This window comes from Cellulophaga omnivescoria (assembly GCF_001999725.1).
Lineage (GTDB): Bacteria > Bacteroidota > Bacteroidia > Flavobacteriales > Flavobacteriaceae > Cellulophaga > Cellulophaga omnivescoria.
This window is the reverse complement of record NZ_MDDP01000010.1, coordinates 301,110-325,972: the sequence shown is the minus strand read 5'-3', so window position 1 is coordinate 325,972 and position 24,863 is coordinate 301,110. Positions and strand designations below refer to the sequence as shown.

The following is a 24,863-nucleotide window of genomic DNA, read 5'->3' as shown; positions in this document are numbered from 1 at the left end:
GATAGTTCTTAATATTAACTTTTTTGAAATACATAAATGAGATACGTGCAATTATTACTACTACTTTTATTTATAAGTAGTTGCCAATCACAAAAAGAGACAAAAAAAGAAATCAAAAAAAAGCCAAATATTTTATTTATTGCTGTAGATGATTTACGCCCAGAACTTGGCACCTATGGTTCTGACATTGCCATTACACCAAATATAGATGCATTGGCTAAAAATGGTCTACAGTTTAACAATGCATACTGCCAAGAAGCTATATGCAGTCCGTCTAGAGCTAGTTTAATGACAGGAGCCAGACCAGAAAGCATAAGCGTAGTAGAAAACTTTACCTATTTTAGAGATGCTAACCCAGATATTATAACACTACCTCAGCAATTATGGGCAAACGGATATGAAACCGTACACACAGGCAAAATTTACCACGGCAAATATAACGACCCTAAGTTATCATGGAGCAGAAAGCCAGTAACACATAGCCAAATGAGCGCTAGTAAAAAGCCGAAATTTGGCTTTAAATTACCAGAAAACATAAAATTGCATAAAGAAAATAGCGCTGCTATGGTAGCCAAGTACGGAGAAAATGCATTACGTAATGGACTAGGTAAAGGTCCGGCTTATGAGTTTGCAGATTATCCTGATAATGAATATGAAGATGGTTATAACACAGATCTTGCTATAGCAACTTTAAAAGATATGCTTAACAAAAACCCTAACAAACCATTTTTTTTAGGATTAGGAATGAAAAAACCACACTTAGACTGGTTAGCTCCTAAAAAGTACTGGGATATGTATAACGAAGATGATATAAAATTGGCTCAACAAAAGCAAGGTCCAAAAGACGGGGCTGCAATGGGGCTACACGCTTCTTTTGAGTTAAGAGCTAGGGCAGACATTCCTAAAAAAGGAGATATTACAGATGAACAAGCTATAAAATTAAAACACGCATATTTAGCCTGTGTAAGTTATATAGATGCACAAATAGGACGTATGTTAAAAGCCCTAGAGGAATCTGGACAAAGAGACAACACCATAGTTATATTATGGAGTGACCACGGCTGGCACCTTGGTGATATGGGCATTTGGGGCAAAGCAACAAACTATGAAATTGCTACAAGAGTGCCTTTACTAATTAACACTCCAAATATGCCAAAAGAAATAAAAGGCAAAAAAACAAATGCACTAGTAGAGTTGGTAGATATGTACCCAACATTATGTGACTTGGTTAATGTACCTACTCCTAAAACAGTAGAAGGACAAAGTTTTAAACCACTATTAAGTAACCCAAATTTAGATTGGAAAAAAGCTGTTTTTAGTCAGTTTCCCACACCTGCATTAAGAGAATGGGCAGCTAACCCATTATCTAAAGGGATGAAAGAAACTTCATTTGGCCCTTTAATTAAAGAAGTTGAAGAAAAGATAAAAAAACAACAAGGAGATAAATGGAATAGAGATTTGTTTGAAAATAAATTAATGGGCTACTCTATGCGTACAAAAGAATATAGATTTATTGTTTGGAAAGATTATAAAGCCAAAAACGCAAAACCTATTTTTATAGAACTATACAACCATTTAAACGACCCTAACGAAACAATTAATATAGCTAAAGAAAATCCTGAAATTGTAGAAAAGCTACTTGTACAATTTAACAAAGGCTGGAAAGGCAATTTAGCACAACTTAACTAAGTATTAAGAGTATGATTTTTAATAAACACTCAAAGACACTTGTATTAGCAGTTTTACTAACTGCATTAAGCTGCACCAACAAACCAAAAAATATAGCACAAACAACAGACGTTAAAACTGAAACAGAACAACCTAATATTTTATTGGTTCTTTGTGATGATTTAGGGTATTCTGATGTTGGTTTTAATGGCAGCACAGATATTAAAACACATGAATTAGACAGACTAGCAAGTGCAGGAACCATATTTACATCGGCTTATGTAGCACATCCGTTTTGCGGACCAAGTAGAGCAGCGTTATTAACGGGCAGGTATCCACATACAATAGGCTCTCAGTTTAACTTACCTGCTAACGGAGAATCTTTAGGCAAAGGAATTGATACCAAAGAGCAATTTATAGCTAAAACATTACAAGAGTCTGGCTATTACACAGGAGCTATTGGAAAATGGCATTTAGGCGCCACAGAAGAGTTTCATCCCAACCAAAGAGGTTTTACAGACTTTTATGGTTTTTTAGGTGGTGGTCACAATTATTTTCCTGAGCAATACCAAGCACAGTACCAAAAACAAAAAAAAGCTAAGAAAAAAATAATTAGAGATTACATACTTCCGCTAGAACATAATGGTAAAGAAGTTAAAGAAACAGAATATTTAACTGATGCTTTCTCTAGAGAAGCATCTAGGTTTGTAAAAGAAGCTTCAAATAAAAAGAAACCGTTTTTTTTGTATTTAGCTTACAATGCACCACACGTACCGCTTGAAGCTAAAGAAGAAGACATCGCAAAATTTTCAAAAATTAAAGATAAAGATAGAAGAACTTATGCCGCTATGGTTTATGCTGTAGATAGAGGAGTTGGCACTATTGTAAACACCTTAAAAGAAACGCATCAATTAGAGAATACATTAATTATATTTTTAAGTGATAACGGCGGAAATACAGACCACGGAGCAACCAATTTTCCATTACATGGAAGAAAAGGAGATACTTGGGAAGGTGGTTATCGCGTTCCTATGTTTATGTATTGGCCAAAAAATATTGCAAAAGGAGAAAAATACAGTTTTCCTATTACAAGCTTAGACCTTTACCCTACGTTAGCCCATTTAGGAAAAGCAAAGGTTCCTAATGATAAAATTTTAGACGGAAAAAATGCTTGGGAATCTATATTAGCTAATGAAGGCCCACACAATAAAGAAACTTTATTTGCTATGCGCCACAGAGAAGGTTATACAGATGTATCTGCGAGAAGAGACGAATGGAAAGCCCTAAAAGTTAATAGACAACCTTGGAAACTTTTTAAAATTACGGAAGATATAGGTGAAAAAAACGATTTAAGCGCAACACATCCAGATATAATAAAAGAGCTTGTAAACGATGCTGAACAATGGAGTAAAAGCCACACAAAACCACTGTGGTTTGACCCCACCTATTTGCAAGAAATGTGGAAAGACAGTACAATGGCAACTTTTAATAATACTTTTGCAGTACCCAAATAAATACAAACATATATTTTAACACCAACTCCTTATACAACTAAGGAGTTTTTTATGCTTACTGTTAGGTGCTGTAAACGAAACAATTAACGCTCTAAAAATTAATTATAGCGGTTACCTACCCCAAAATACTCCTCTTTACCCTAAAATAGCCCCTTTTTAATTAAAAAGGTTAAAATAATGTTATCGAAAGGTAAAATTGATAAATAGACACCCTGTTTTTTACACTTCTTTTGAATTATGAAACTAATTTTTATGATATGCTCATTATTATTGTTTGAAATTACGTTAAAAACAATGTACTGCTTCATATCTAAAAAAACTAAAACTACTAAAGCTATACTTATATAAATAAGCAAATAGCAAAAACACTATGTAACTAAAAAACTCCTAACGTAACAACTCAGAATTATGAAAAAACCAAAAATCAAAAAAATAGGAAAATATTTTCTCCTATCTAACAAATTGCTTTTAACGCAACTAATACTATTTAGTTTATTAACTATACCTTTAAATGCTACTGCTGCAACTAATACAACTATACCACAACAACAAAAAACCATAACAGGTACAGTTACAGATGAATTAGGCCCAATGCTAGGTGTTAGTATTGTTGTTAAAGGAACAACAAATGGTACCACTACAGATTTTGATGGTAATTATAGCATTACTGTAGAAGGAGATAATCCTGTTTTAATATTTACTTATATAGGTTACAAAGCACAAGAAATAACAGTAGGTAGCCAAACTACCATTAATGTAACAATGGCAACAGATGCAGAAAATCTAGAAGAAGTTGTTGTTTTAGGATATACTACTCGTAAAAAAGGAGAAGTTACTGGTTCTGTGAGTGCTATAAAAAGCGAGGAACTAGAAAAAACTTCAAACAAAGATTTGGCTAAGTCTTTAGCTGGTAAAGTTTCTGGTTTAATTGTAAATGATAGAGGTGGGTATCCTGGTTCTACAGGAGACGTATCTTTATTAATAAGAGGTAAATCTACTTTAAATAACAACTCGCCTTTAATATTAATAGATGGTGTTGTAACAGGAACTTTTTCTCAATTATCTCCACAAGATATAGCGTCTATTACTATCCTAAAAGATGGTGCTGCGGCAATTTATGGAGCCAGAGCGGCAAATGGTGTAATTTTAGTTACAACAAAAAGAGGTAAATCTGGCAAGCCAAAAATTAATATTTCATCATCCTATAACTTATCATCTTTTTCTGTACAACCAGACCTTATGTCGTCTGAGCAATATGCAATTTACGAGAATGAAATTAATGATAGATTAGGGCAAGCTCCTCGTTTTACCCAAGAGCAAATAAATAATTACGCATCTGGTACAGATCCTATAAATTTTCCTAGCACAGATTGGAGCGATTTAACTTTTGCTAAAACATCTCCAGAATCTAGAAACTCAATCTCTATTTCTGGTGGTAGTGAAGATGTCAAATATTTTGTTAGTGGAGACTTTATAAAGCAAGTTGGTTTATTTAAGTCTGGTGACTTAAGATTTAGACAAAACCAAGTTCGTTCTAACTTAGATATTAAATTAACAAACAATATAAAATTAGGTGTAGACCTTTCTGGAAGATTTGGAAACACCCAAGAGCCAGGTGTAGATGATAATTTTATATATAAGCACATTTACACTAATGAACCTACAGAAGTTGGCATTTACCCTAACGGATTACCAGGCTGGGGAGGAGAAAATGGTGCTAACCCATACGTTATGTCTAGCAACGAATCTGGCTTTGTTAAAAGAATAGACAATACATTAAGAGGACGTTTTTCTTTAGATTGGGATTTAAAATCTATTACTCCTGGTTTAACGTTTAAAACTTTTGTTGGTGTACGTAGACAAAATAACGATCAAAAATCATGGTATACACCATGGACGGTTTATTCTTTTCAGGAATCTACAGGAGAGTATGTACCAACCACAGGTAAATCTCAAAGAGGTGGTGAAAGAATACTTAGAGAAAGTTTCTGGAAGTTTGATGAAGTACAAGCAAATGCAACTTTATACTACAATAAAAAAATAGGTGAAAATCACTCAATTAACACATTTGTTGGTTATGAGCAAGCACAGTCAGAGCAAAGGCAATTTTGGGCACAGCGCCAAGGATTTCCAACTAAAGAACACACAGAGTTATTTGCCGGTAGTGATGATGGTCAGCAATCTTTTGGTACATCTCAAGAATGGGGAAGAGTTAACTACTTTGGATCTTTCTCTTACGATTATAAAAAGAAATATTTTGTAGACTTTACAATTCGTCATGATGGCTCTAGTAACTTTGGCCCTGGAAAAAGATACGGTACCTTCCCAGGTGTTGCCGCATCATGGGCAATTAATAAAGAATCTTTTTTAGACAATGCAGACTGGTTATCTGATTTAAGACTAAGAGGTTCTTGGGCTAAAATGGGTAACGACCGTATTGGAGCTTTTCAATACCTAACTCGTTTTAACTATGGCGGAGCAACAAATGTTGCAAACCCTAACTACTATATTTTTGGCACACCAGGTGTTAGTTACAACGGTTATACGCCAGATAATGTGCCTAACCCAAATATTACATGGGAAACTGCTTATATGAAAAACATAGGTATTGCTTTCTCTATGTTTGATAGTAAACTTACAGGAGACTTTAACTACTTCTACCAAAACAGAGAAGACATATTGGTTACAAGAGCAGCTGCTATACCAGATGCAGCTGGTTTAACATTACCAGCAGAAAACATTGGTAAAGTAGATAACTTTGGATGGGAATTAGAATTAGGCTGGAACCAGCAAGTAAACGATAATTTTAGCTATAACATTGGTGGTAACGTTACAAAAGCTAAAAATGAAGTTGTGTTTTTGGCAGAAGCTAATGATGTACCAGAATGGCGCAAAAGAGAAGGATACTCTATAGACTCTTACATAACTTACCCAACTGCAGGTATTTTTAGAGATCAAGCACAAGTAGATGCTACAGATGTTAAACTTAATGGTACTATAGAAGGAGAACCAATTTATTTAGATACAGATGGTAACGGTAAAATAGATGCTAATGACAGAGTTAGAGATTACAGCTCTAACATACCACAAATTCAATATGGTGTTTACGGAGGGTTTAAATACAAAAATGTAGATATGAGTTTCCTTTTTCAAGGACAAGCAGAGGCTAAAATGTTAGTGTTTTTTGATCAGGCTGGTGCAAAACCAGAATATGTGTTTAACCAAAGATGGACACCTACAAACAGAGATGCCAGATACCCAAGAGCTTTTGGACAAGACGATAAATTTAGCGGAAACCAAAGTGGTAATCCAGAAAACTTTCAAGGAGCAGATTTTTGGCTTAGAGATGCATCCTTTTTAAGACTAAAAGAAATAGAAGTTGGTTATACTATTCCAAAGGATAAAATTGAGTTTTGTGATATAAAAATATTTGCAAGAGGACTTAACTTATTTACAATGTTTTCTGATGTATACAAGCTAGGCCTAGATCCAGAAGCAGCAGGATACAACAACTTTAGAGGTAGTACTTACCCATCTTTAAAAACATATACACTAGGTGTAAACTTTAGTTTCTAATTTAAAAAAATACAGATATGAAAAATTTAAAATTAATATATGCATTTATAGCAATTGGCTTGTTTAGTTTGTCTAGTTGTAATGATGTATTAGATGTAGAGGCTACAGACGCCTTTGCAGAAGACTTAATATATAACGACCCAGAACAATTAGAGAGGCTTGTGTATACAGTGTACAACAGTACAGAGAGTTGGGGCGTTAACAAAAGACAATGGTGGGGACGTAGGTTTAATTTAGAAGTAGGTTCTTACGAGGCTATTTTTAACTTTAAATTATTAGACCAATTTAGACTTAGAGCAGGTATGACACCAGGTACTGTTGGTATGTTAAACGGAAAATGGGACAACTACTGGGATTATGTGCGTTTAGCTAATGAGTTTTTAGACAAGGTAGATGATAGTCCCGCAATGAAAACCAACCCAGAAAAAGTAGCTGTTTTAAAAGCAGAAATGCGTTTTTTACGCGCTAATATCTACAGTAAATTAATTCGTTTTTATGGCGGTGTTCCTATTTTAGAAAATGCTCTTGGTATAGATGACGATTTTGCATTGGTACGCAATAGCTATGAAGAGTGTGTAGATTTTATTGTTAAAGAGTTAGATGCCGCTGCCGCTGTTTTACCAGAAACAAGACCTGGTAGCGAATTTGGTAGAGCAACTAAATTAGCTGCTTTAGCTGTAAAATCTAGAACCTTATTGTATGCAGCAAGTAAATTACATGATCCTGCCTTTGCTCCAAGCAATGATCCACTTTATACCTATACTAAACCTAATAAATGGCAAGATGCGGCAGATGCAGCTAAGGCAATAATAGACTTAGTTGGTGCAAGAGATTTAATTGCAGTTGCAGACGCAGAAGAATATCAAAATTTATTTTTATCTCCTAACAATGATATTCTCTTTGCAAGACCTTACAGTGCTTTATACTATGATTTTGGTACGGACGCAAACTCTTTACCAGACCAAGCAATGACTCCTAGTGGTTACAGCGGTTGGGCATTAGCTGCACCAACACACAATTTTGCCTTACAATTTAATATGGCAGATGGCACAACTACCAGCGATGCTAGCTTTGATCCTGCAAACCCTAATGATGGTAGAGAAATGAGATATTATGCAGATTTAAATTTTAATGGCGCAGAATTTAGAGGTCGTAAAGTACAGTATTTTTTATCTGATGACACCAATGCAAACCCACACGGTTTAGATTCTCCTGAAGGACTAGGAAACCAACAACATTCTTCTAAAACCGGGTATAATATCAGAAAATTTCAAGATGAAACAGTTGGCTCATTAAATGAAGAAGGTATGGTAGATGGTTTAACTGGTATATCTCCAGAACGTCCTTATATTTTATACAGGCTAGCAGAAATCTACTTAAACTATGCAGAAGCCCAATACCATTTAGGTGATGAAGCAACGGCTACTACATTTTTAAACAAAGTGTCTAGTAGAGCATTACAGCCAAATATTACTGCATCTGGAACAGATTTATTAGAAGCTATTAAAAGAGAAAGACGTATAGAACTTTGTTTTGAAGGTCACAACTTTTTTGATGAAAGAAGATGGATGAATGAAGATCATTTAGGCTTTGATGTTAAAGGACTTTCATGGACTAAGGCAGCAGATGGTACAGAAACTAGTGAAGAAGTAACTGTAGTACAAAGACCATGGATGGCACAGCACTACTACCTACCTATACCTGCATCCGAAGTAGAAAAAGCACCAACAATGGTACAAAACTTTGGTTATTAACAATAAAATTAGTTTAGTTCTCAATTGTTTGAGTTAGTTTATTTGTAAACACTAAAGAGCCTTACTTATGTAAGGCTCTTTTATTTTATGACTCCATTAAATAGAGTTTATATAATTAACCAAATTTACATCCCTGTCTATCTTCATTTTTTTACGTAGCCTATGCCTTGCTACGTGTACACTACCTAAAGAAATACCAAGTAAATAAGCCATTTCTTTTCCGCTAAAATTTAACTTAATTAAGGCACACACTTTTAAATCTGCAGAACTTAAATCCGGAACTTTTTGTTTTAAACGCTCATAAAAACCTTCATTAAGAGCTAAAAACCTATTATTAAAAGCTTCCCATAATGTAACAGAACGTTTTCTTATTAACTTTAAAATTGCTGGTGTTTTGTTAGATGTATTTTCTTTTTCTATATAATCACTTAGTTCTTTTATTACTTTTTCGCGTTCTATTAATTGTAACGTATTAATCATTAACTCACTATTTTTAATTGCAATCTGCTCATTAGAGTCTTGCTGCTTTTTTTGGTGTTTTAAAAAGCGTAACCTAGACCTAATTACTAATGCTGCTATTATTAGTAAAAACACTATTGCAAAAAATAGTATTCTAAATCGTAATATTTCTTGTGTTTGGCTAGCCAACTCTAATTTCTGATTGTTTAACAATTCATTTTTAGCATTTAGTTGCTCACTATAATGGCTATGTATGGTTAAAAAACCTTGGTTACTATCATTTCTTGGGTTAAGGTATGTGTCATTAATTTCATTAGCAATACGCAAATTCTGGTAAGAGCTTTTATAGTCTTTTAGTTTGTACAAAATACCTGCATACCTAGAGTACACATAACTTCTATAAAAAGTTAATTCGCCCTCAACATCTCTTATAGTCAAGGCTTTTTCATAATTATGCTTTGCAAGTTCTGTTTTTTTCTGCTTAATGTATATTCCTCCTAACCTTGAGTAAAGTACAATTAAAAAACTATTATGTATTAGTGACGACTTTTTGTTAATAGCTTTAATAGAACTAGTTAATAGTTTAGATGCTTCATTTAAATTGCTACTCTTTTCTAATATAGATGCTTTTTTTTCGTCTAAATAAGCTTTGTAAATGGGGTCCATTTTTTCTCTTTTGGCAATAGCAGCACAATTGGCAATGTATTTTTTTAGCATTACAGTATTAGATGTCCGTTGGTAGTACAAGGCTAAATTGTAATTTGCGCTATACATATCCTTTGCAGGTATTTTTTTTTCATCAAAAGAAATCTTAAAATAGGTATAGGCCTTTTTAAAATTTACACCAGCCAAATCATCTTGCTTAAACAAATAATTTAAATACCCAATTTCTTCATTTGCTCTAGCCATTAAAAGTGTGTCTTTTAATTCCTCTGCTCTAAACAAAGCGTCTCCTCCGTGCATAAAAGCATCGCTATAATTCAAATTAATTCGCTCTAAATAACACAAATTAAGTAAACTCTCAATTACTGCAGACGAGTCGTTCTTTTTTAAAGCAATAGCATATTCATTTTTAGCTTCTTTTAAACTAGTGACTAAATATTGTTCTGTAATAACAGGTCTATTTTTAAAGGCCTTAAACTGTTGGGCTTGTAAGGTGCTAAAGAACAAAGCATTAAGTAAATACGTAAGAAAAACAAATAACTTTATACGATTTAATACATTGAAAATCATACACTTAATATCATTTTATTTAAAATTTAAATTACTTTAAAGTTAAGTAAAAAAACACGAAAAAATAGCAATGTTAAGTTTTTGTAAGGTGATATATTACTGCTTTTATAAGAGTTTAGTCTAGATTTGAGATGACTCACCAACTCAATTTTGAATGAAAAAGTTAATTAAGATAATCTGTTTTATTTTGATAACAATTAGCTGTTATTCTCAAAAAAAACCTAATATCCTTTTTATTGCCATAGACGACCTAAGACCAGAATTGGGTTGTTACGGATCTAACATTGCTATTACTCCAAATTTAGACAAGTTTGCAACTGAAGGCCTGTTATTTAATAATGCATATTGCCAACAAGCAATTTGCGGACCATCTAGAGCTAGTGTGCTTACAGGCATACGCCCAGAGACTAGTGGTGTTTACCACAACTATATAAAGTTTAGAGATGCAAACCCAAATGTAGTAACCCTACCACAGCAATTTAAAAATAACGGTTATGAAACTGTGTATTGTGGTAAAATTTTTCATCATGGAGATTTAGATGATGAATTGTCATGGAGCAGAAAACCTGCAATAGATAGTATGCTTGTAAAAAACATTAAAAGACCTGGAGGTTTTGTACTAGAAGAAAATAATAAAGATAGAAAAGAGCAAAGGGCTAAAATGATTGCCAAATATGGTGAAGCAGCTAAATACGGCTTGGCAATGGGTACGGCTTATGAAAACGCAGATGTAGCAGATAATGAATATTTAGATGGTTACAACACAGAACTAGCCATTGCAACAATTAAAGAAATGGCAACCAACAACAAACCATTTTTTCTTGGTTTAGGCTTTAACAAACCACATTTAAACTGGACATCTCCAAAAAAATATTGGGATCTATACAACCCTAATACTATAAAACTGGCATTAGAAAAACAAGGTCCAAAAGGAGGTGCAGAAATGGGCTTGCACGCTTCCTTTGAGTTACGAACTAGAAGTGGCATACCAAAAAAAGAAGAAATTAGTAGCGAGCAAGCTATTAAATTAAAGCACGCATATTTAGCTTGCGTAAGTTATGTAGACGCCCAAATAGGTAAAATAATAACTGAGTTAGAAAAAGAAGGATTAAGAGACAATACAATTATTATTATTTGGAGTGATCACGGATACCATTTGGGAGATATGGGAATTTGGGGCAAAGCTACTAATTATGAAATAGCCACAAGAGTTCCAATGCTATTTTGGGCTCCAAATATGCCCAAAAAAAGCAGAGGTAAAAAAACAAATGCATTGGTAGAGCTTGTAGATATTTACCCTACTCTATGCGACTTCGCAAATATACCAGTGCCAACTTATGTAGAAGGGTATAGTTTTAAACCACTAATAAATAACCCTGGACAAAAATGGAAATCTGCTGCTTTTAGCCAGTTTCCCACTCCTGCACTAAGAGAATGGGGAGCTTACCCACTAAGGCCTGCAATGAAAGAAACCTTTTTTGGCCTGCTTATTAAAAATGTAGAAACAAGAATAATTCATCAGCAAAAAGACAAATGGAATAGAAATGTATTTGAGAATACACTTATGGGATATGCTATGCGAACAAAAAAGCATCGATTTATTGTATGGAAAGATAGAGACAATCCACAAAAAAAACCTCTTTTTATAGAATTATATGATCATGATAATGATCCGTTAGAAACCACAAATATTGCTAATGTTAATCCAAAATTGGTAAAAAAACTAATGCTACAGTTTACTAAAGGATGGCACGGAAACAGACCAAAAAAATAAACCAAGCTACTTATTATACAAAATACTGAATTATGGAAAGAAGAGATTTTTTTAAAAAAGGAACCAAGGCCGCAGTGGCAGCTAGTGTTATTCCTATGATTACAACGGCGCACTCTGGTCCAGAAGATGTTGTTTACAATAGAGATACTGACAAGTGGTATCATTTAGGAAGTGGCAAAACAGGTATACCAAACCGCAAAAAAACAGCAGATTATGATGTTGTTGTTATTGGTGGAGGCGCAGCTGGTATTAGTGCCGCAGTTGCTGCCGCACGCAATGGTTCTAAAACTGTACTTGTGCAAGACAGACCTGTTTTAGGAGGCAATGCATCTAGTGAAATGCGTGTGCATTTAAATGGCGTAAACAGATTAAAAAACGGAAAAGCAGAAAGAGAAACAGGTATTATTGAAGAAATGCTACTTTTAAATAGGTTTTGCAACGAACAAGAAGCCTATACTGTTTTTGACCATGTTTTGTACGAGTATGTTATGCGTGAGCCAAACCTAACTCTAATGCTAAACACACAAGCAATAGAAGCTGTAATGTCTGGCTCCAAAATTAAATCTGCCTTGTGTTGGCAATCTACAACAGAAATGCTGTACACACTAAACGCTCCTATTTTTATAGACTGTTCTGGAGATGGTTTGTTAGCTGCAACGGCAGGAGCAGAATACAGAACAGGTAGAGAAGCTGCATCCGAATTTAACGAAACATTTGCTCCAGAAAAAGCAGATGGTTGGCAAATGGGAGCTACCTTACTTATGTCTTCTAAAGATATGGGAAGACCTATGAAATATACTCCTCCTTTTTACGCAATAAAATACGATTATAAAATAGCACATCCTAAACGTAAAATTGCTGGTTTTCAAAACGGAATTTGGTGGATAGAACTAGGTAGTGATGATGATATTATTGCCGATTATGAAGAAAACAGACACCGTTTAATGGGGTATTTACATGGCGTATGGGATTACATAAAAAACTCTGGTGAATTTCCGGAAGCAGAAAACTTTGCCTTAGATTGGGTTGGCTCATTGCCATGCCGTAGAGAATCTCGTCGTTTTATAGGAGACTACATTGTGTCTGAAAAGGATTTAACAGAGTACAAACATTACCCAGATGCTGTTGCTTTTGGAGGTTGGCCAATAGATGAGCATATTCCAGGAGGAATAGACAATATTACTGAGCCACCAACTCATTTTCATTATCATTTTCATAATCTTTATGAATTTCCGTTTAGAAGCTTGTACTCTAAAAACATCACTAACTTAATGTTTGCTGGGCGTAATGTTAGTCAAACTCACATTGCACTATCATCTAGCCGTATTATGGCAACTTGTGCATTAATGGGGCAAGCAGTGGGTACAGCAGCAGCTATTTGCAATCAAAAAAACACTACACCAAGAGAAGTTGGTAAAAAATACATAAATGAGTTGCAAGAGCAATTGTTAAGAGACGATGTTTATATTCCTAAAAGACCTGCAAACGATCCAAATGACTTAGCTAAAAAAGCAAGTTTAATTTTTGCTTCTACAACTTCTTCTGGCGATGCAAAACTACTTACCAACGGAATTTCTAGAGATATAAATGGTAAAATTAACCATTGGATGTCCAAAGGCTTACCTGCAGAATTACAATTAGAGTGGGATGCACCTACAGCATTATCTGCCGTAGAGATAAAATGCGACACAAATGTAAATCGTAATATTATGATGCGTAAAGACAGTAGAAATGATGAGTTATTTACTAATGGTGTACCAAAAGAAATGGTAAAAGCTATTAAAATAGAAGGTAGGGTAAATGGCAAATGGGAAGACCTAGGAGCTATTGACAATAACCAAACTAGGCTTATTAAATTTAAGTTTAACAGCAGCAAAGTAACAGCTATTAAAATAATAGTAACAGAAACCTACGGAGCTAATGATGTAAAACTATTTGAGATTCGTTGTTATAAATAATTATGCTAAATAAACTACATATACTTATTGTGATTTTCTTCTTAATTATTTTTCAAAAAGAGAATCACAATAATCTTAACAACATAGAGTATAAGGTTACTATTCATCATCCTGGAGAAAAAATGCCTATTAAAGCGGTATTAACCCAAGTAAAAGATAAAGCCGGATTTACTACAGGGTATTTTATGGATGTAGAATCTGTAATATGTTTAGAAAATGTGTGTAAAATAATTCCTGTACGTTTACATTGGGATGACATAGGTAATTACCAACGTTACGAGCTTGAAGAATTAGCTACCCTAGAAAAATACGAAGCAGATGTGTTTACTGCTAACGACTACAAAAAACTACACCGTATTCTTTTAAATAAAAACTCGCCATTTAAAGAAGTTTTTATAGGCGATATATTAACCGTAAAAAATGAACTTAATACTAATGTAGACGTAATATCTGGCGCCACAGCTTTAGAACTAGACACCAAAGATACAGTGCCAGGAGCTGCTCTTACCTGTTTTACCCTATGGCATTGGGCAAACGGAGATGTAGTTAACACCATACAACAGTTAACCTCCAAAACTGCATCTACCAAACAATTAGTAGCTTACATAAAAACCAAAAAGCCTACGTATTACGCCTTGGCCTTAAAAGAACTAACCCACAGAAAACTATATAAAAAAGCGTATTTAGATGCTATTTTTAAACATATTAATAACTCACCAGCAATTGTAAAACCAACAATTACTTATTTTGAAAGCTCTACAAAAAATGGCTATTTTAAAAACATAAAAAAGTTATTTATTATAGGAAACTCTGAGCAAAAAATAGCTGCTTTAAAATCTATTACATTAACAAATAAACAAGCAACTCCCATTTATTTAGAAAGCATTAGCAGTTATGCAAATACGTTACAAACTTACCAAGAAGTAGATGCTTTAATAAATATGCTAGAAAAAAAGCAATACTTCTCAAACCAAACAGCAAACAACCTAACTCCTTTACTCAATGGAGATTTTTTAACTGCAAGGCGTGTATACTGGTTTTTATCAAACAAAAAGCTAAGCAACACACAAAAGCAAGCAGTTATTAATTTTAAAAAATTATACAAGAACAAAATATAAACTTCTTCCCTACCGTTTAAACCATCCATTTTTAGAAAAAAAAACATACATAAAGTTATGTGCTAATTAAAAGTTTAGATACATATATTAAGTTACAAAATGTAATTATAAAACTAACGTACCTAAAAATTAGCAACAACTACTAAAACCTTATATGTTAATTAATTACAACTTTTTTCACGATTTGCAAGAATAACCTTATTTTTGTACCCTAAATAACTTACCTTTAATCTATTATTAATTTTAAAAACCAGTAAAAATTTACAAATGATATAAAACTAAAAAATCTTTTTTAAGCCACCATATCTTCCCCAGATTTGGCAAGTAATTTTTGAACGCTATTACGGGCATTAAATAAGAAATATACAAACCTAAGAACTTTAACCTATGAGAATGAAGAACTTACTACAGATTTCTGTATTTGTGATTCTGCTAAACAGTTGTTCGCCATCTAACGAGTCTTTAGCAGACAAATACAAAAAGAACGGAGACACAGAAAAAGCCATAAAACACTACAAATTGGCTATTGAGGATGGCAGCACAAGATCTATGAACAAGTTAGCATTACTGTATGTTAACAACCATAATCTTAGTGAAGCAAAAAAATACTATCAAATGAGTTTTGAGCAAGGCAATGAGTCTGCCGCTCAAATATTAGCTTCTTTATGTGCTAGTAATGAAGACTATGAAGGCACAATTAAATACGCAAAAACATTAGCAGACAAAGGTAATTTAGATGTGATTTACAACCTTGGTAATGCATATTTAAAACTAAGAAGGTATGATGAGGCTATAAAATACCTAGAACTAGACTCTACTTCTGTCTTTACCAAAAACTTACTTGGTGAGGCTTATTATAAAAAAGGAGATTTAGTAAATGCAGAAAAAATTTGGAAATCTGCTGTAGACAACCACAAAAAAGGTAATGCAAGTTCACTTAGAAAATTACTAAAACTCTATTTAAAACAAGGCAATACTGCACAATATAACAAATACAAAAACCTAAAATAAAAAGAAGGTTAATACATACAACCACCACACAATAAACACATTAAAACACCGTTTAAGTGTGTGGAAAGTCCCGTGAAATGCATTCTTGTGTTTTTTACAACCTACAATAAGTAAAAAAAGCTACGGCCCCATGATAGCACCAAAAGAGCATATTAAAGAAAGAGAACGATTAGATAAACTACAATCTTACTCCATATTAGATTCCTTACCAGAGTCTGATTACGACAACATTACAGCAATTGCAGCAGAAATATGCAATATGCCAATGGCTATGATAACACTTATAGATAAAGATAGGCAGTGGTTTAAATCTAGTTATGGTATAGATGTAGATGAAATGGACAGAGACATATCGTTCTGTGGGCACGCAATACATGAAAACGGACAAGTTTTTATGGTGCCAAACACCAGTGAAGATGAGCGCTTTTATGACAACCCTTTGGTTACTGGTGAAACCAACGTGCTGTTTTATGCAGGCGTACCTTTTACCACAGAAGACGGTTTACCTTTAGGCACATTATGTGTTGTAGACCAAAAACCAAATACACTTACAGAGCATCAACAAAAATCTTTACAAGCATTATCTAAACAAGTAATGAACTTACTTAGCCTTAGAAAAAGCAAAAAAAGATTAGAAGAAGAACTACAAAAGCAAGAAGAAAAAAACCTAGACCTAGAACGCTTTGCTTTTATTGCTGCTCACGATTTAAAGTCTCCTTTAAACAATGTATCTAGTTTAACAAGTATGTTTTTAGATATGTATGAGTCTAAAATAGATGATGAAGGAAAACAAATTTTAAAGATGATTATAGACTCATCAGACAAATTGAAAGGCTTAATTGAAGGCTTATTAGATTACAGTAGAAGTGAGAGTATTTTAGGCAAAAATAAGGTAGATGTTAAGGTAGAATCTGTTAAAAACACCATTTTTGGATTATTTTCTTTTGAAAAAAATGTAACCTTTAGCATGCACAACACTATTACAGATTTGTATATAAACGAAACTGCCTTAGATCAAATATTAATAAACTTAGTTACCAATGCTATTAAATACAATAATAAAGAGCACATACAAATAGAGTTAGGTGTAACCGATACAAAAACCCATTATCAGTTTTATGTAAAAGATAATGGGCCAGGTATACCAGAAGAAAAACAAGAACAAATTTTTAAAATTTTTGAAGTAAACGCTAACCAAGACAAATACGGCGTGCGTGGTAATGGTATTGGTTTAGCTACCGTAAAAAAAATAGTAGAAAAATCTGGTGGTACTATAAAAGTAAACTCCACACTAGGCAAAGGCTCTACCTTTAGTTTTAGTATTAAAAAATAATTATATTAATTATAAGTAATTGTAGCCATACAATTAACAACTGCCCTAAGTAAAGCTTAGGGCTTTTTTTATGCAATAAACTATAATGCCAAATAAGCCATAAAATGGTACAGACCTACACTATATTTTAATAATAAAAAAACACTTATAAAAATGTAGTAAACCAAATAGCAGCACAATGGTTACGCCTATTATAAAGTAAGAACATAATTTTACACTAATTAAAATTAACTAATTTTACATAGATAACTATCTAAAAACCAAAACACAAAAATTTTAAACAATGAACCCCTTAGATAATCTAAAAAAGCTAAATCTTGAGCTACCAGAAGTATCTACCCCAGGTGGCAACTATGTATCAGTAAACATTAGAGGAAATATAGCCTACATAGCAATACAATTTCCTATAGCAAACAACAAATACCTATACCAAGGGCGTTTAGGAGACCAAATTTCTACTCAACAAGGCTATAAAGCAATGGAAATATGCGCATTAAATGTATTGGCACAGGTAAATAATAAAATTGGGTTTAATACTATTATTGGTCTAAATCATATTGATATCTATTTTCAGTCAGGACAAGATTGGGATGATTCTCCAACTGTAGCTAACGGAGCATCAGACCTATTTGTAAATGTATTAGAAGAAAAAGGGAAACACACAAGAGCCATTTTTGGTGTACATAAATTACCCCGTAACTTTAGTGTAGGTTTAACAGCAACATTTACCATAAAATAATAACTAAAATTTATAAAACTATGCCCAGTAAAATTATCACCTACAAAAATGGCATACAAAAACCAATGAAACCAATATACTACGCTGATAGCGATGTAGACATATTTATTGAACTAGTTTATAAAAATTACAAGCCAGTTACTCCCAAAATTAACCCTACTTAAAAAGTTTACAAATAAAAAACCACACAATATATTTTTTGCTATAAATAAACATTTATAAATTGTAAGAAAAATACACAAAACATGTGTTTACACAGCCATATTGGCGGAATAAACGCAATTAATTGCGTTTACTAACTAGTACCAAACATTTATATAATCAACTAAAAAAGTATTTATGAACAAGAAAACAATATTTTTAATTTGCGGAATAATAACTGGAATAGCCTTTCTTAACTCTATCTCTGGCTATCTATTTGATGACTCACTTGAAATCAAATGGGGACAAAATTTAATGTTTTTCTCCTTTGCTGTTTTTTCTTTTTTTTATTATTTTAAATTAAAAAAATCTGAATAGGAATCTCAATAAAAACCATCTATTCTATATAAAACAATTACGACCGAGGCTTTATAAAAATGCGTAAATGGACTTTACTCAAATGCAATCGTTACGCTAATGGACTTTCCTTAATTGTGTAAAGAAAATAAAGATGGAGGTTTTGCCAAATGGAAACGTACAAAAAGAACGCAAAAAACGTTTGGTAACAAAGCCTAAACGTAATGCGGACTTTAGGGCAAAACCGAAAGGTCTGTATATATCTATAAAGTCGCTAAATCTTATGGATTTAGCTTTGGAAGAAAAAAAGAAAAAGCAAAACAATAAGCTTTAGCTTCGTGCATAAACGGAAACGAAAAGTTTCCTTGCCTGCCCTACTTGCCATAGCCGAAGCCGTTGTGGTGCATTTAAACAAACCCTTGAAATGAATTTAAAATTTGCCAAATATTTGATTATTACACTGCTTTTGGCAAGTTGTGAAATGCAAGAAACTGAAATAAAGAATTATGGATTTTCAAAAAACGAAAGTGGAAGTTTAAATCTATCTCTTGAACTATCGGAATTCAAAAATTATGGAAACCTAATTGACAGAATTCGTGAAATAACCTGCAATGATAGCATTCCAAAATTAGTTGTTAAAGAAAAAAATCTGATTCGCAATATATATCCGACTGAACTTTGTGAGCCCATAATTTTTGACCCAGATGGAAAACACTATGTTACTTTTCGAAAAGGAAAACCATACGAATGGCAAACTATTATAGAAATATTACCTGACTCATTAAGCAAAAAATTGACTGAGGATTTTTCATATTATCGAAATTCGGACAAACCTGAAAGTTATCTGATTATTTTAGAATCCGAACGAAAGGGAAATGTAGATGGAATTGAAAAATTTATAACGAATATAACTCAAGAATACGATAGACTCGAAACCGATTTGGAACTAAATTTTGCATTTTGGGAATCAATTCGGTATTTGCCACCACCGCCAGTAAATGAGATCGAGAGTGAATAAAAACGACACCACAACATTGTATAACCGCAACTAACATTATACGAAACGTTATACGCAAGCTGAGAAACATACTCAGAAATTTAAAAATTGATGAAATAATGAATAAAAAAGAAATCGCAAGGCAATATATTACTCACCTTGAAAATGGAAATATTGAACAAGTAATCGCTTTATTCAATCAAAATGGAATGGTTGACTCGCCACTATACGGAATAAAAAAAGCAGATGAATTTTATCGTGAATTGAATAACGATACTTCAAATTCTGAACTTTATTTAAAAGGAATTTTTGAAGATAATGACTCAAATGATTTAGCTCTTTATTTCACCTATAAATGGACTTTAAAGAATAATCAAAAAGTGGAATTTGATGTAGTAGACATTATTGAATTTGATAATCAAAACAAGATTAGTAAACTAAAAATTATATATGATACTGTTACTGCTAGAAAACTAGTGGAGCAATTATAAAAGAAAGCCTGCGTACAACAAAGTATAAAAATAATTACGATTATGTGTCTAATCAAAGATAGTAAACCCGTAACTATTCTTATACGAAACCGTTGCATGCATTTACAAGACGAACTCAAATTGAAAAATAATCTATGAAAAATAAAATTGGTTTCAGATTAGACTGGCTAGAAATGATTTTCATTTTAGCATTAGTTTTTTTAGCAGGATTCTTAGTTAATAGTCAAATTGACGATAAATTTATATATGTTGGTTTACTAATTTTTGGAGCTTTTGGAATATTACTTAAAAAAAGGGTTAAAATGCCTTTTAAAGATGTAAACCCTGAATAAATTAATAAATTCAATTTTTGCTCATTTAAAAATTTAGAGACTGAACTTAGAAAAAACCGAATTAAACGAAACTTAAAAAATTGCATATTTGCTTGCTCAACCCTAATCACAAAACGTTTGCAGAATAAACACTAACAGAATTCAATTAAACTTTAGACAAAAAGTAATAACGGAACAAAAACAACAAAATATTAACAAAGTATAACCACAATTACGGCATCCTAACAATTAGGGAGACTACGTCAGAATTTGCTCGGAATTGCTAAGGTCTTTACTAACCTAAAAATACATTAACTTTAATCCTGTAACCAATGCTAATAAAGGACTAAATGAAAAATAAGGTTTATGCACTACCACATAAAAGTTAATTAAAATAATAGCATAAAATAACCAAGCATAAAATTGTGTATAAACAATGAAATAAAATCAAGAACCACCAAAATCAGTTCCTAATAAAATCGGCTGGAGTGCTACACATAATCAATGGGAACTTGGTAAAAAAATGTATGCAACAAAATGAAAATTATAGAATCATATAGAGATGATTACACCATTTCTACCAACAAGGACAAACTAGATATTTTAGGCATTCACAAATTCCTTGCAAACGAAACAGATTGGGCAAAAGATATTCCAATAAACACTTTAAAAACATCAATTAAAAACTCTTTAAATTTTGGACTTTACTACAAAAACCAACAAATTGGTTTTGCCAGAATAATTTCAGACTTTTCAACCATTGCATATTTAGGAGACGTTTTTGTTTTACAAGAATACAGAGGAAAAGGATTAAGCAAATGGTTAATAAATGAAATTATGCAACACCCAAATCTTCAAGGATTAAGGCGCTGGATTTTGCTAACCAATACGGCCGAATGGCTTTACAAAAAATATGGATTTACAGAAATAGCTAATCCTGAGTTTTATATGGAGAAGCACAACCCTAATGTTTATAACTCTCGTAATACTACTAATACCAACAAAACCCTTAAGTAACCATAGGCGCTTACTCCTTAATAATTAATACAAACATTTAACATAAAATAGGCATTGCTTACCCTGCCATATATTGTAAAATAATACAGATAGCAGTTAATACAAATATGTAATAAAACCAGGTATTACCAATAATTATATTTAAAAATAAATTATATTGCTAAAATCATTAAAAAGTATAAAAAAATGGAACGATTTAGTAAAAAATTTATTACCACAAAAGAATTGGATTGGGAAGAACTTGGCGGAGGAGTTTCCAGAAAATTTTTAGGTTATGACAACCAAATTATGATGGTAAAAGTAAAGTTTGACAAAGGTGCGCTAGGAGCTCCACACCAACACTTTCATACACAAGCTACCTACTGCGTATCTGGTAAATTTGAGTTTACAATTGACGGTGAAAAGAAAATTGTTGAAGCAGGAGATGGCGTTTATATAGAACCAAACTTACTGCACAGTGCTGTTTGCCTAGAAGAAGGTATGCTTATAGACACGTTTAGTCCTGTTAGAGAAGATTTCTTGAGCGGTGACGGTGTATCTTATTTTGGAGATAAGAAATAACACTAAAAAAACGCTGTTTTTTAAAAGTTAACAGTACATTATGTATTAAAATTTCCGAAGCTTTGTTGCACGCGTTCCTGAGCTTCGGATTTTTTTTTGCCTTATTTTAAAAACTATGAAACAAATACTACTGTTACTAGCTTTAATTTTATTTTCAAACTTATTAAGTGGCCAATCTGAAAATGACATTACTACGTTTAGCAAAAAACTAGATCAGTTTTACAACATACGTGATTTTTGCATTTCTAATAACGGTAATGAAGCCTATTTTACCATACAAAGTCCTTCTGGAGAAATTTCACAAATTGCCACACTAAAAAAAGAAGGCAACAAATGGTTAGAACCAGAACTACTACCCTTTTGTGACGAGTTTATGTATTTAGAGCCATTTTTAACTCCAGACCAAAACAGACTATTTTTTGTGTCAGACAGACCAATAAATAACTCTAGTATTCAAAAAAAAGATTTTGATATTTGGTATGTAGATAAAGACACCATAAACAATAGTTGGTCTAAACCAAAAAACTTGGGCAAACCTGTAAACTCTAGTCTAGATGAATTTTACCCTACCGTAAGCAGCAATAACAATTTATACTTTACAATGGCATCACCAAACGGCTTGGGTAAAGATGATATTTATTTTTGTGAATGGAAGCTAGGCAAATACAAAGAACCCGTTCTTTTAAACAAAAACATTAATAGTGATGGCTATGAGTTTAATGCCTTTATCTCTAAAAATGAAGACTTTTTACTATTTACAAAATACAACACAGTAGACGGACAAGGAAGTGGCGATTTATACATTTCTAAAAAAGACAAAAATAACAATTGGGCTAAAGCCACAAACTTAGGCCTTCCTATAAACACAAAATATATGGAGTATTGTCCTTTTTACGATGAAGAAAATCAAAAATTATACTTCACTAGCAAAAGAAAAAACATTCAACCACAAGACTTTAAAACAGTTTTAGACTTTAAAAACTATATAAAAGAGAGTAAAAACGGTTTAAGTAAAATATATGTTGCCAAATTAAACATAATTAAAAATTAAACTTACAAAAACATAAGTGGTATAATAATTGGTTGAAAGACACAGAACAAAAAATCTTATTTTATGAATAACTTTAAATTATCAATCTTATCACTATTAATTTTAATAATTACCACTTCTTGCAGTAGTGATGATGATAATGCCAGTCAAGAACTATACTCAACAGAAGATTTAAGTATTATGCACAATAACAGCTCTAAAACCTGGAAATTAGAAGCATATTTTATTGATTACAATTCCAAGCAAAAAAGTGAACAAAATGATTGTCTTGTAGATGACATTTACACTTTTAAGCCAAACGGAATTATTGAAATAGTAGCTGGGTTAGAAAATTGTAATTACGGAGATAACGAAATTGCTGAAGCAGAATATAGGTTTTATGAAGATGAAGGGCATTTGTTTGCAACAATGTTAAGAGGTGAAATTACCAACAATCTTGTTAAAAGCACTTCTTTTAGCTTACAACTTATAGAGCTTACTGAAAATAGAATGGTATTTGCTAGTGGAGACAAAGACAACTATAAAAAATCTTTAATTTTTATAACAGAATAAATCTTAAAACTTAAAAAGCCTTGATATCACTATCAAGGCTTTTTTCATTGTACTCGAGGTGGGAATCGAACCCACACTCCGAAGAACTGGATTTTGAATCCAGCGCGTCTACCAGTTCCGCCACTCGAGCAATTGTAACGGGCTGCAAAAGTAAAAATAATTTCTAATTATTTTGCAAAAAATAAAAACAATTATCCTTTAGCTTCACAAATAAATTTATAAATTTGCACCTCGTTTAAAAAAAGGTATTTAAAATACTGATAACGACCAACATAGAAATCAACAACACAACAATGTCATACACAGTACCAGAACCTAAAATTTTTGCATGTACGCAAAGTACTGCTTTAGCAGAAAAAATTGCCAAATCATTTGGATCTGACTTAGGAAAAGTAAAATTCTCAAGATATAGTGATGGCGAGTTTCAGCCTTCTTTTGAAGAGTCTGTTCGTGGAGCAAGAGTTTTTATTATTGGATCTACAAATCCAAGCTCAGAAAACTTAATGGAAATGCTTTTAATGTTAGATGCAGCCAAAAGAGCATCTGCAAGGCATATTACAGCTGTTATGCCTTATTTTGGTTGGGCAAGACAAGACCGTAAAGACAAACCAAGAGTGCCAATTGCTGCAAAGTTAATAGCTAAAATGCTAGAAACAGCTGGTGCAACTAGGATTATTACTATGGACTTACACGCAGACCAAATACAAGGATTCTTTGAAAAACCAGTAGATCACCTTTTTGCATCTACATTATTTTTACCATACTTAAAAAGTTTAAAACTAGACAACTTAACTATTGCTTCTCCAGATATGGGTGGTTCTAAAAGAGCTTACGCATACTCTAAAGCACTAGAGAGTGATGTTGTTATATGTTACAAACAAAGAGAAAAAGCAAATGTAATTTCTCATATGGAGCTTATTGGTAACGTAGAAGGTAAAAATGTTGTACTTGTAGATGATATGGTAGATACAGCAGGTACATTAACAAAAGCAGCAGATCTTATGATGGAAAGAGGTGCACTTAGCGTAAGAGCTATTACAACACACGCTTTACTTTCTGGTGATGCTTATGAAAAAATTGAAAAATCTAAATTATTAGAGCTTATTGTAACAGATTCAATTCCGTTAAAAAAACAAAGCTCTAAAGTTAAAGTTGTAGAATCTGCAGAGTTATTTGCAGATGTTATGACTAGAGTACACAACAATACATCTATTAGTTCTAAATTTTTAATGTAATATAGATCTAATA

21 protein-coding genes and 1 tRNA gene are annotated in these 24,863 nt (G+C 32.6%); 20 read left to right on the top strand and 2 right to left on the bottom strand.

The features are described 5' to 3' along the window. Positions 1–36: 36 nt before the first annotated feature. The 4 genes from BFJ87_RS06490 (at position 37) to BFJ87_RS06475 (ending at position 8,512) form a co-directional block, all read left to right on the top strand. Positions 37–1,689 carry a sulfatase gene (locus BFJ87_RS06490; RefSeq protein ID WP_077401632.1) on the top strand — a complete coding sequence of 551 codons (1,653 nt, stop codon included), beginning with the start codon at positions 37–39 and terminating at the stop codon, positions 1,687–1,689. An 11-nt stretch (positions 1,690–1,700) separates the two neighbouring features. Continuing rightward, the gene (locus tag BFJ87_RS06485) at positions 1,701–3,182 is read left to right on the top strand and encodes a sulfatase family protein (RefSeq protein WP_077401629.1); all 1,482 of its coding nucleotides are present in this window, start codon (positions 1,701–1,703) and stop codon (positions 3,180–3,182) included. Between the two features lie 408 nt (positions 3,183–3,590). Further along, on the top strand, positions 3,591–6,758 hold the full coding sequence (locus tag BFJ87_RS06480; protein ID WP_077401626.1) for a SusC/RagA family TonB-linked outer membrane protein: 3,168 nt from the start codon (positions 3,591–3,593) through the stop codon (positions 6,756–6,758). Between the two features lie 17 nt (positions 6,759–6,775). Then, on the top strand, positions 6,776–8,512 hold the full coding sequence (locus BFJ87_RS06475; RefSeq protein WP_077401624.1) for a RagB/SusD family nutrient uptake outer membrane protein: 1,737 nt from the start codon (positions 6,776–6,778) through the stop codon (positions 8,510–8,512). A gap of 96 nt (positions 8,513–8,608) precedes the next feature. On the opposite strand, the gene BFJ87_RS06470 is transcribed toward BFJ87_RS06475, so the two are convergent. Beyond that, positions 8,609–10,204, bottom strand: a complete 1,596-nt coding sequence (locus BFJ87_RS06470; protein WP_077401621.1) for a helix-turn-helix transcriptional regulator — start codon at positions 10,202–10,204, stop codon at positions 8,609–8,611. A gap of 187 nt (positions 10,205–10,391) precedes the next feature. Between BFJ87_RS06470 and BFJ87_RS06465 the strand changes: the two genes are divergently transcribed. The 15 genes from BFJ87_RS06465 (at position 10,392) to BFJ87_RS06395 (ending at position 23,615) form a co-directional block, all read left to right on the top strand. Further along, positions 10,392–11,978, top strand: coding sequence for a sulfatase (locus tag BFJ87_RS06465; protein WP_338064789.1), 1,587 nt, complete (start codon positions 10,392–10,394; stop codon positions 11,976–11,978). Positions 11,979–12,010: 32 nt separating this feature from the next. Then, on the top strand, positions 12,011–13,936 hold the full coding sequence (locus BFJ87_RS06460; RefSeq protein WP_077401615.1) for an FAD-dependent oxidoreductase: 1,926 nt from the start codon (positions 12,011–12,013) through the stop codon (positions 13,934–13,936). A gap of 2 nt (positions 13,937–13,938) precedes the next feature. Continuing rightward, on the top strand, positions 13,939–15,054 hold the full coding sequence (locus BFJ87_RS06455; RefSeq protein ID WP_077401612.1) for a hypothetical protein: 1,116 nt from the start codon (positions 13,939–13,941) through the stop codon (positions 15,052–15,054). A 393-nt stretch (positions 15,055–15,447) separates the two neighbouring features. Further along, on the top strand, positions 15,448–16,065 hold the full coding sequence (locus BFJ87_RS06450) for a tetratricopeptide repeat protein (RefSeq protein ID WP_171974477.1): 618 nt from the start codon (positions 15,448–15,450) through the stop codon (positions 16,063–16,065). Positions 16,066–16,195: 130 nt separating this feature from the next. Beyond that, positions 16,196–17,398: a GAF domain-containing sensor histidine kinase gene (locus tag BFJ87_RS06445; protein ID WP_077401606.1), complete on the top strand. Its 1,203-nt coding sequence runs from the start codon at positions 16,196–16,198 to the stop codon at positions 17,396–17,398. Between the two features lie 283 nt (positions 17,399–17,681). Then, positions 17,682–18,137, top strand: coding sequence for a RidA family protein (locus BFJ87_RS06440; protein ID WP_077401603.1), 456 nt, complete (start codon positions 17,682–17,684; stop codon positions 18,135–18,137). A 20-nt stretch (positions 18,138–18,157) separates the two neighbouring features. Next, entirely contained in the window at positions 18,158–18,301 is a 144-nt protein-coding gene (locus tag BFJ87_RS16875) for a hypothetical protein (RefSeq protein WP_171974476.1), read from the top strand. A gap of 175 nt (positions 18,302–18,476) precedes the next feature. After that, a complete protein-coding gene (locus BFJ87_RS06435) occupies positions 18,477–18,656 on the top strand; it encodes a hypothetical protein (RefSeq protein ID WP_077401600.1) in 180 nt (59 codons plus the stop codon). 403 nt (positions 18,657–19,059) lie between these two features. After that, on the top strand, positions 19,060–19,653 hold the full coding sequence (locus tag BFJ87_RS06425) for a hypothetical protein (protein ID WP_077401595.1): 594 nt from the start codon (positions 19,060–19,062) through the stop codon (positions 19,651–19,653). A gap of 98 nt (positions 19,654–19,751) precedes the next feature. Next, positions 19,752–20,123: a nuclear transport factor 2 family protein gene (locus tag BFJ87_RS06420; RefSeq protein WP_077401592.1), complete on the top strand. Its 372-nt coding sequence runs from the start codon at positions 19,752–19,754 to the stop codon at positions 20,121–20,123. A 134-nt stretch (positions 20,124–20,257) separates the two neighbouring features. Beyond that, positions 20,258–20,455: a hypothetical protein gene (locus BFJ87_RS06415; protein ID WP_077401589.1), complete on the top strand. Its 198-nt coding sequence runs from the start codon at positions 20,258–20,260 to the stop codon at positions 20,453–20,455. A gap of 516 nt (positions 20,456–20,971) precedes the next feature. Beyond that, complete coding sequence (locus BFJ87_RS06410; RefSeq protein ID WP_077401586.1) at positions 20,972–21,451, top strand: GNAT family N-acetyltransferase; 480 nt, start codon at positions 20,972–20,974, stop codon at positions 21,449–21,451. A 186-nt stretch (positions 21,452–21,637) separates the two neighbouring features. Next, positions 21,638–22,012 carry a cupin domain-containing protein gene (locus tag BFJ87_RS06405; RefSeq protein WP_077401582.1) on the top strand — a complete coding sequence of 125 codons (375 nt, stop codon included), beginning with the start codon at positions 21,638–21,640 and terminating at the stop codon, positions 22,010–22,012. A 115-nt stretch (positions 22,013–22,127) separates the two neighbouring features. After that, positions 22,128–23,063, top strand: a complete 936-nt coding sequence (locus tag BFJ87_RS06400) for a TolB-like translocation protein (protein ID WP_077401579.1) — start codon at positions 22,128–22,130, stop codon at positions 23,061–23,063. Between the two features lie 63 nt (positions 23,064–23,126). Further along, the gene (locus BFJ87_RS06395; protein ID WP_077401576.1) at positions 23,127–23,615 is read left to right on the top strand and encodes a hypothetical protein; all 489 of its coding nucleotides are present in this window, start codon (positions 23,127–23,129) and stop codon (positions 23,613–23,615) included. A gap of 50 nt (positions 23,616–23,665) precedes the next feature. On the opposite strand, the gene BFJ87_RS06390 is transcribed toward BFJ87_RS06395, so the two are convergent. Next, a tRNA-Leu gene (locus tag BFJ87_RS06390) sits at positions 23,666–23,745 on the bottom strand. Between the two features lie 163 nt (positions 23,746–23,908). Here BFJ87_RS06390 and BFJ87_RS06385 point away from each other — a divergent pair. After that, positions 23,909–24,850, top strand: coding sequence for a ribose-phosphate pyrophosphokinase (locus BFJ87_RS06385; RefSeq protein ID WP_077401573.1), 942 nt, complete (start codon positions 23,909–23,911; stop codon positions 24,848–24,850). The last annotated feature ends 13 nt before the right edge of the window (positions 24,851–24,863 follow it).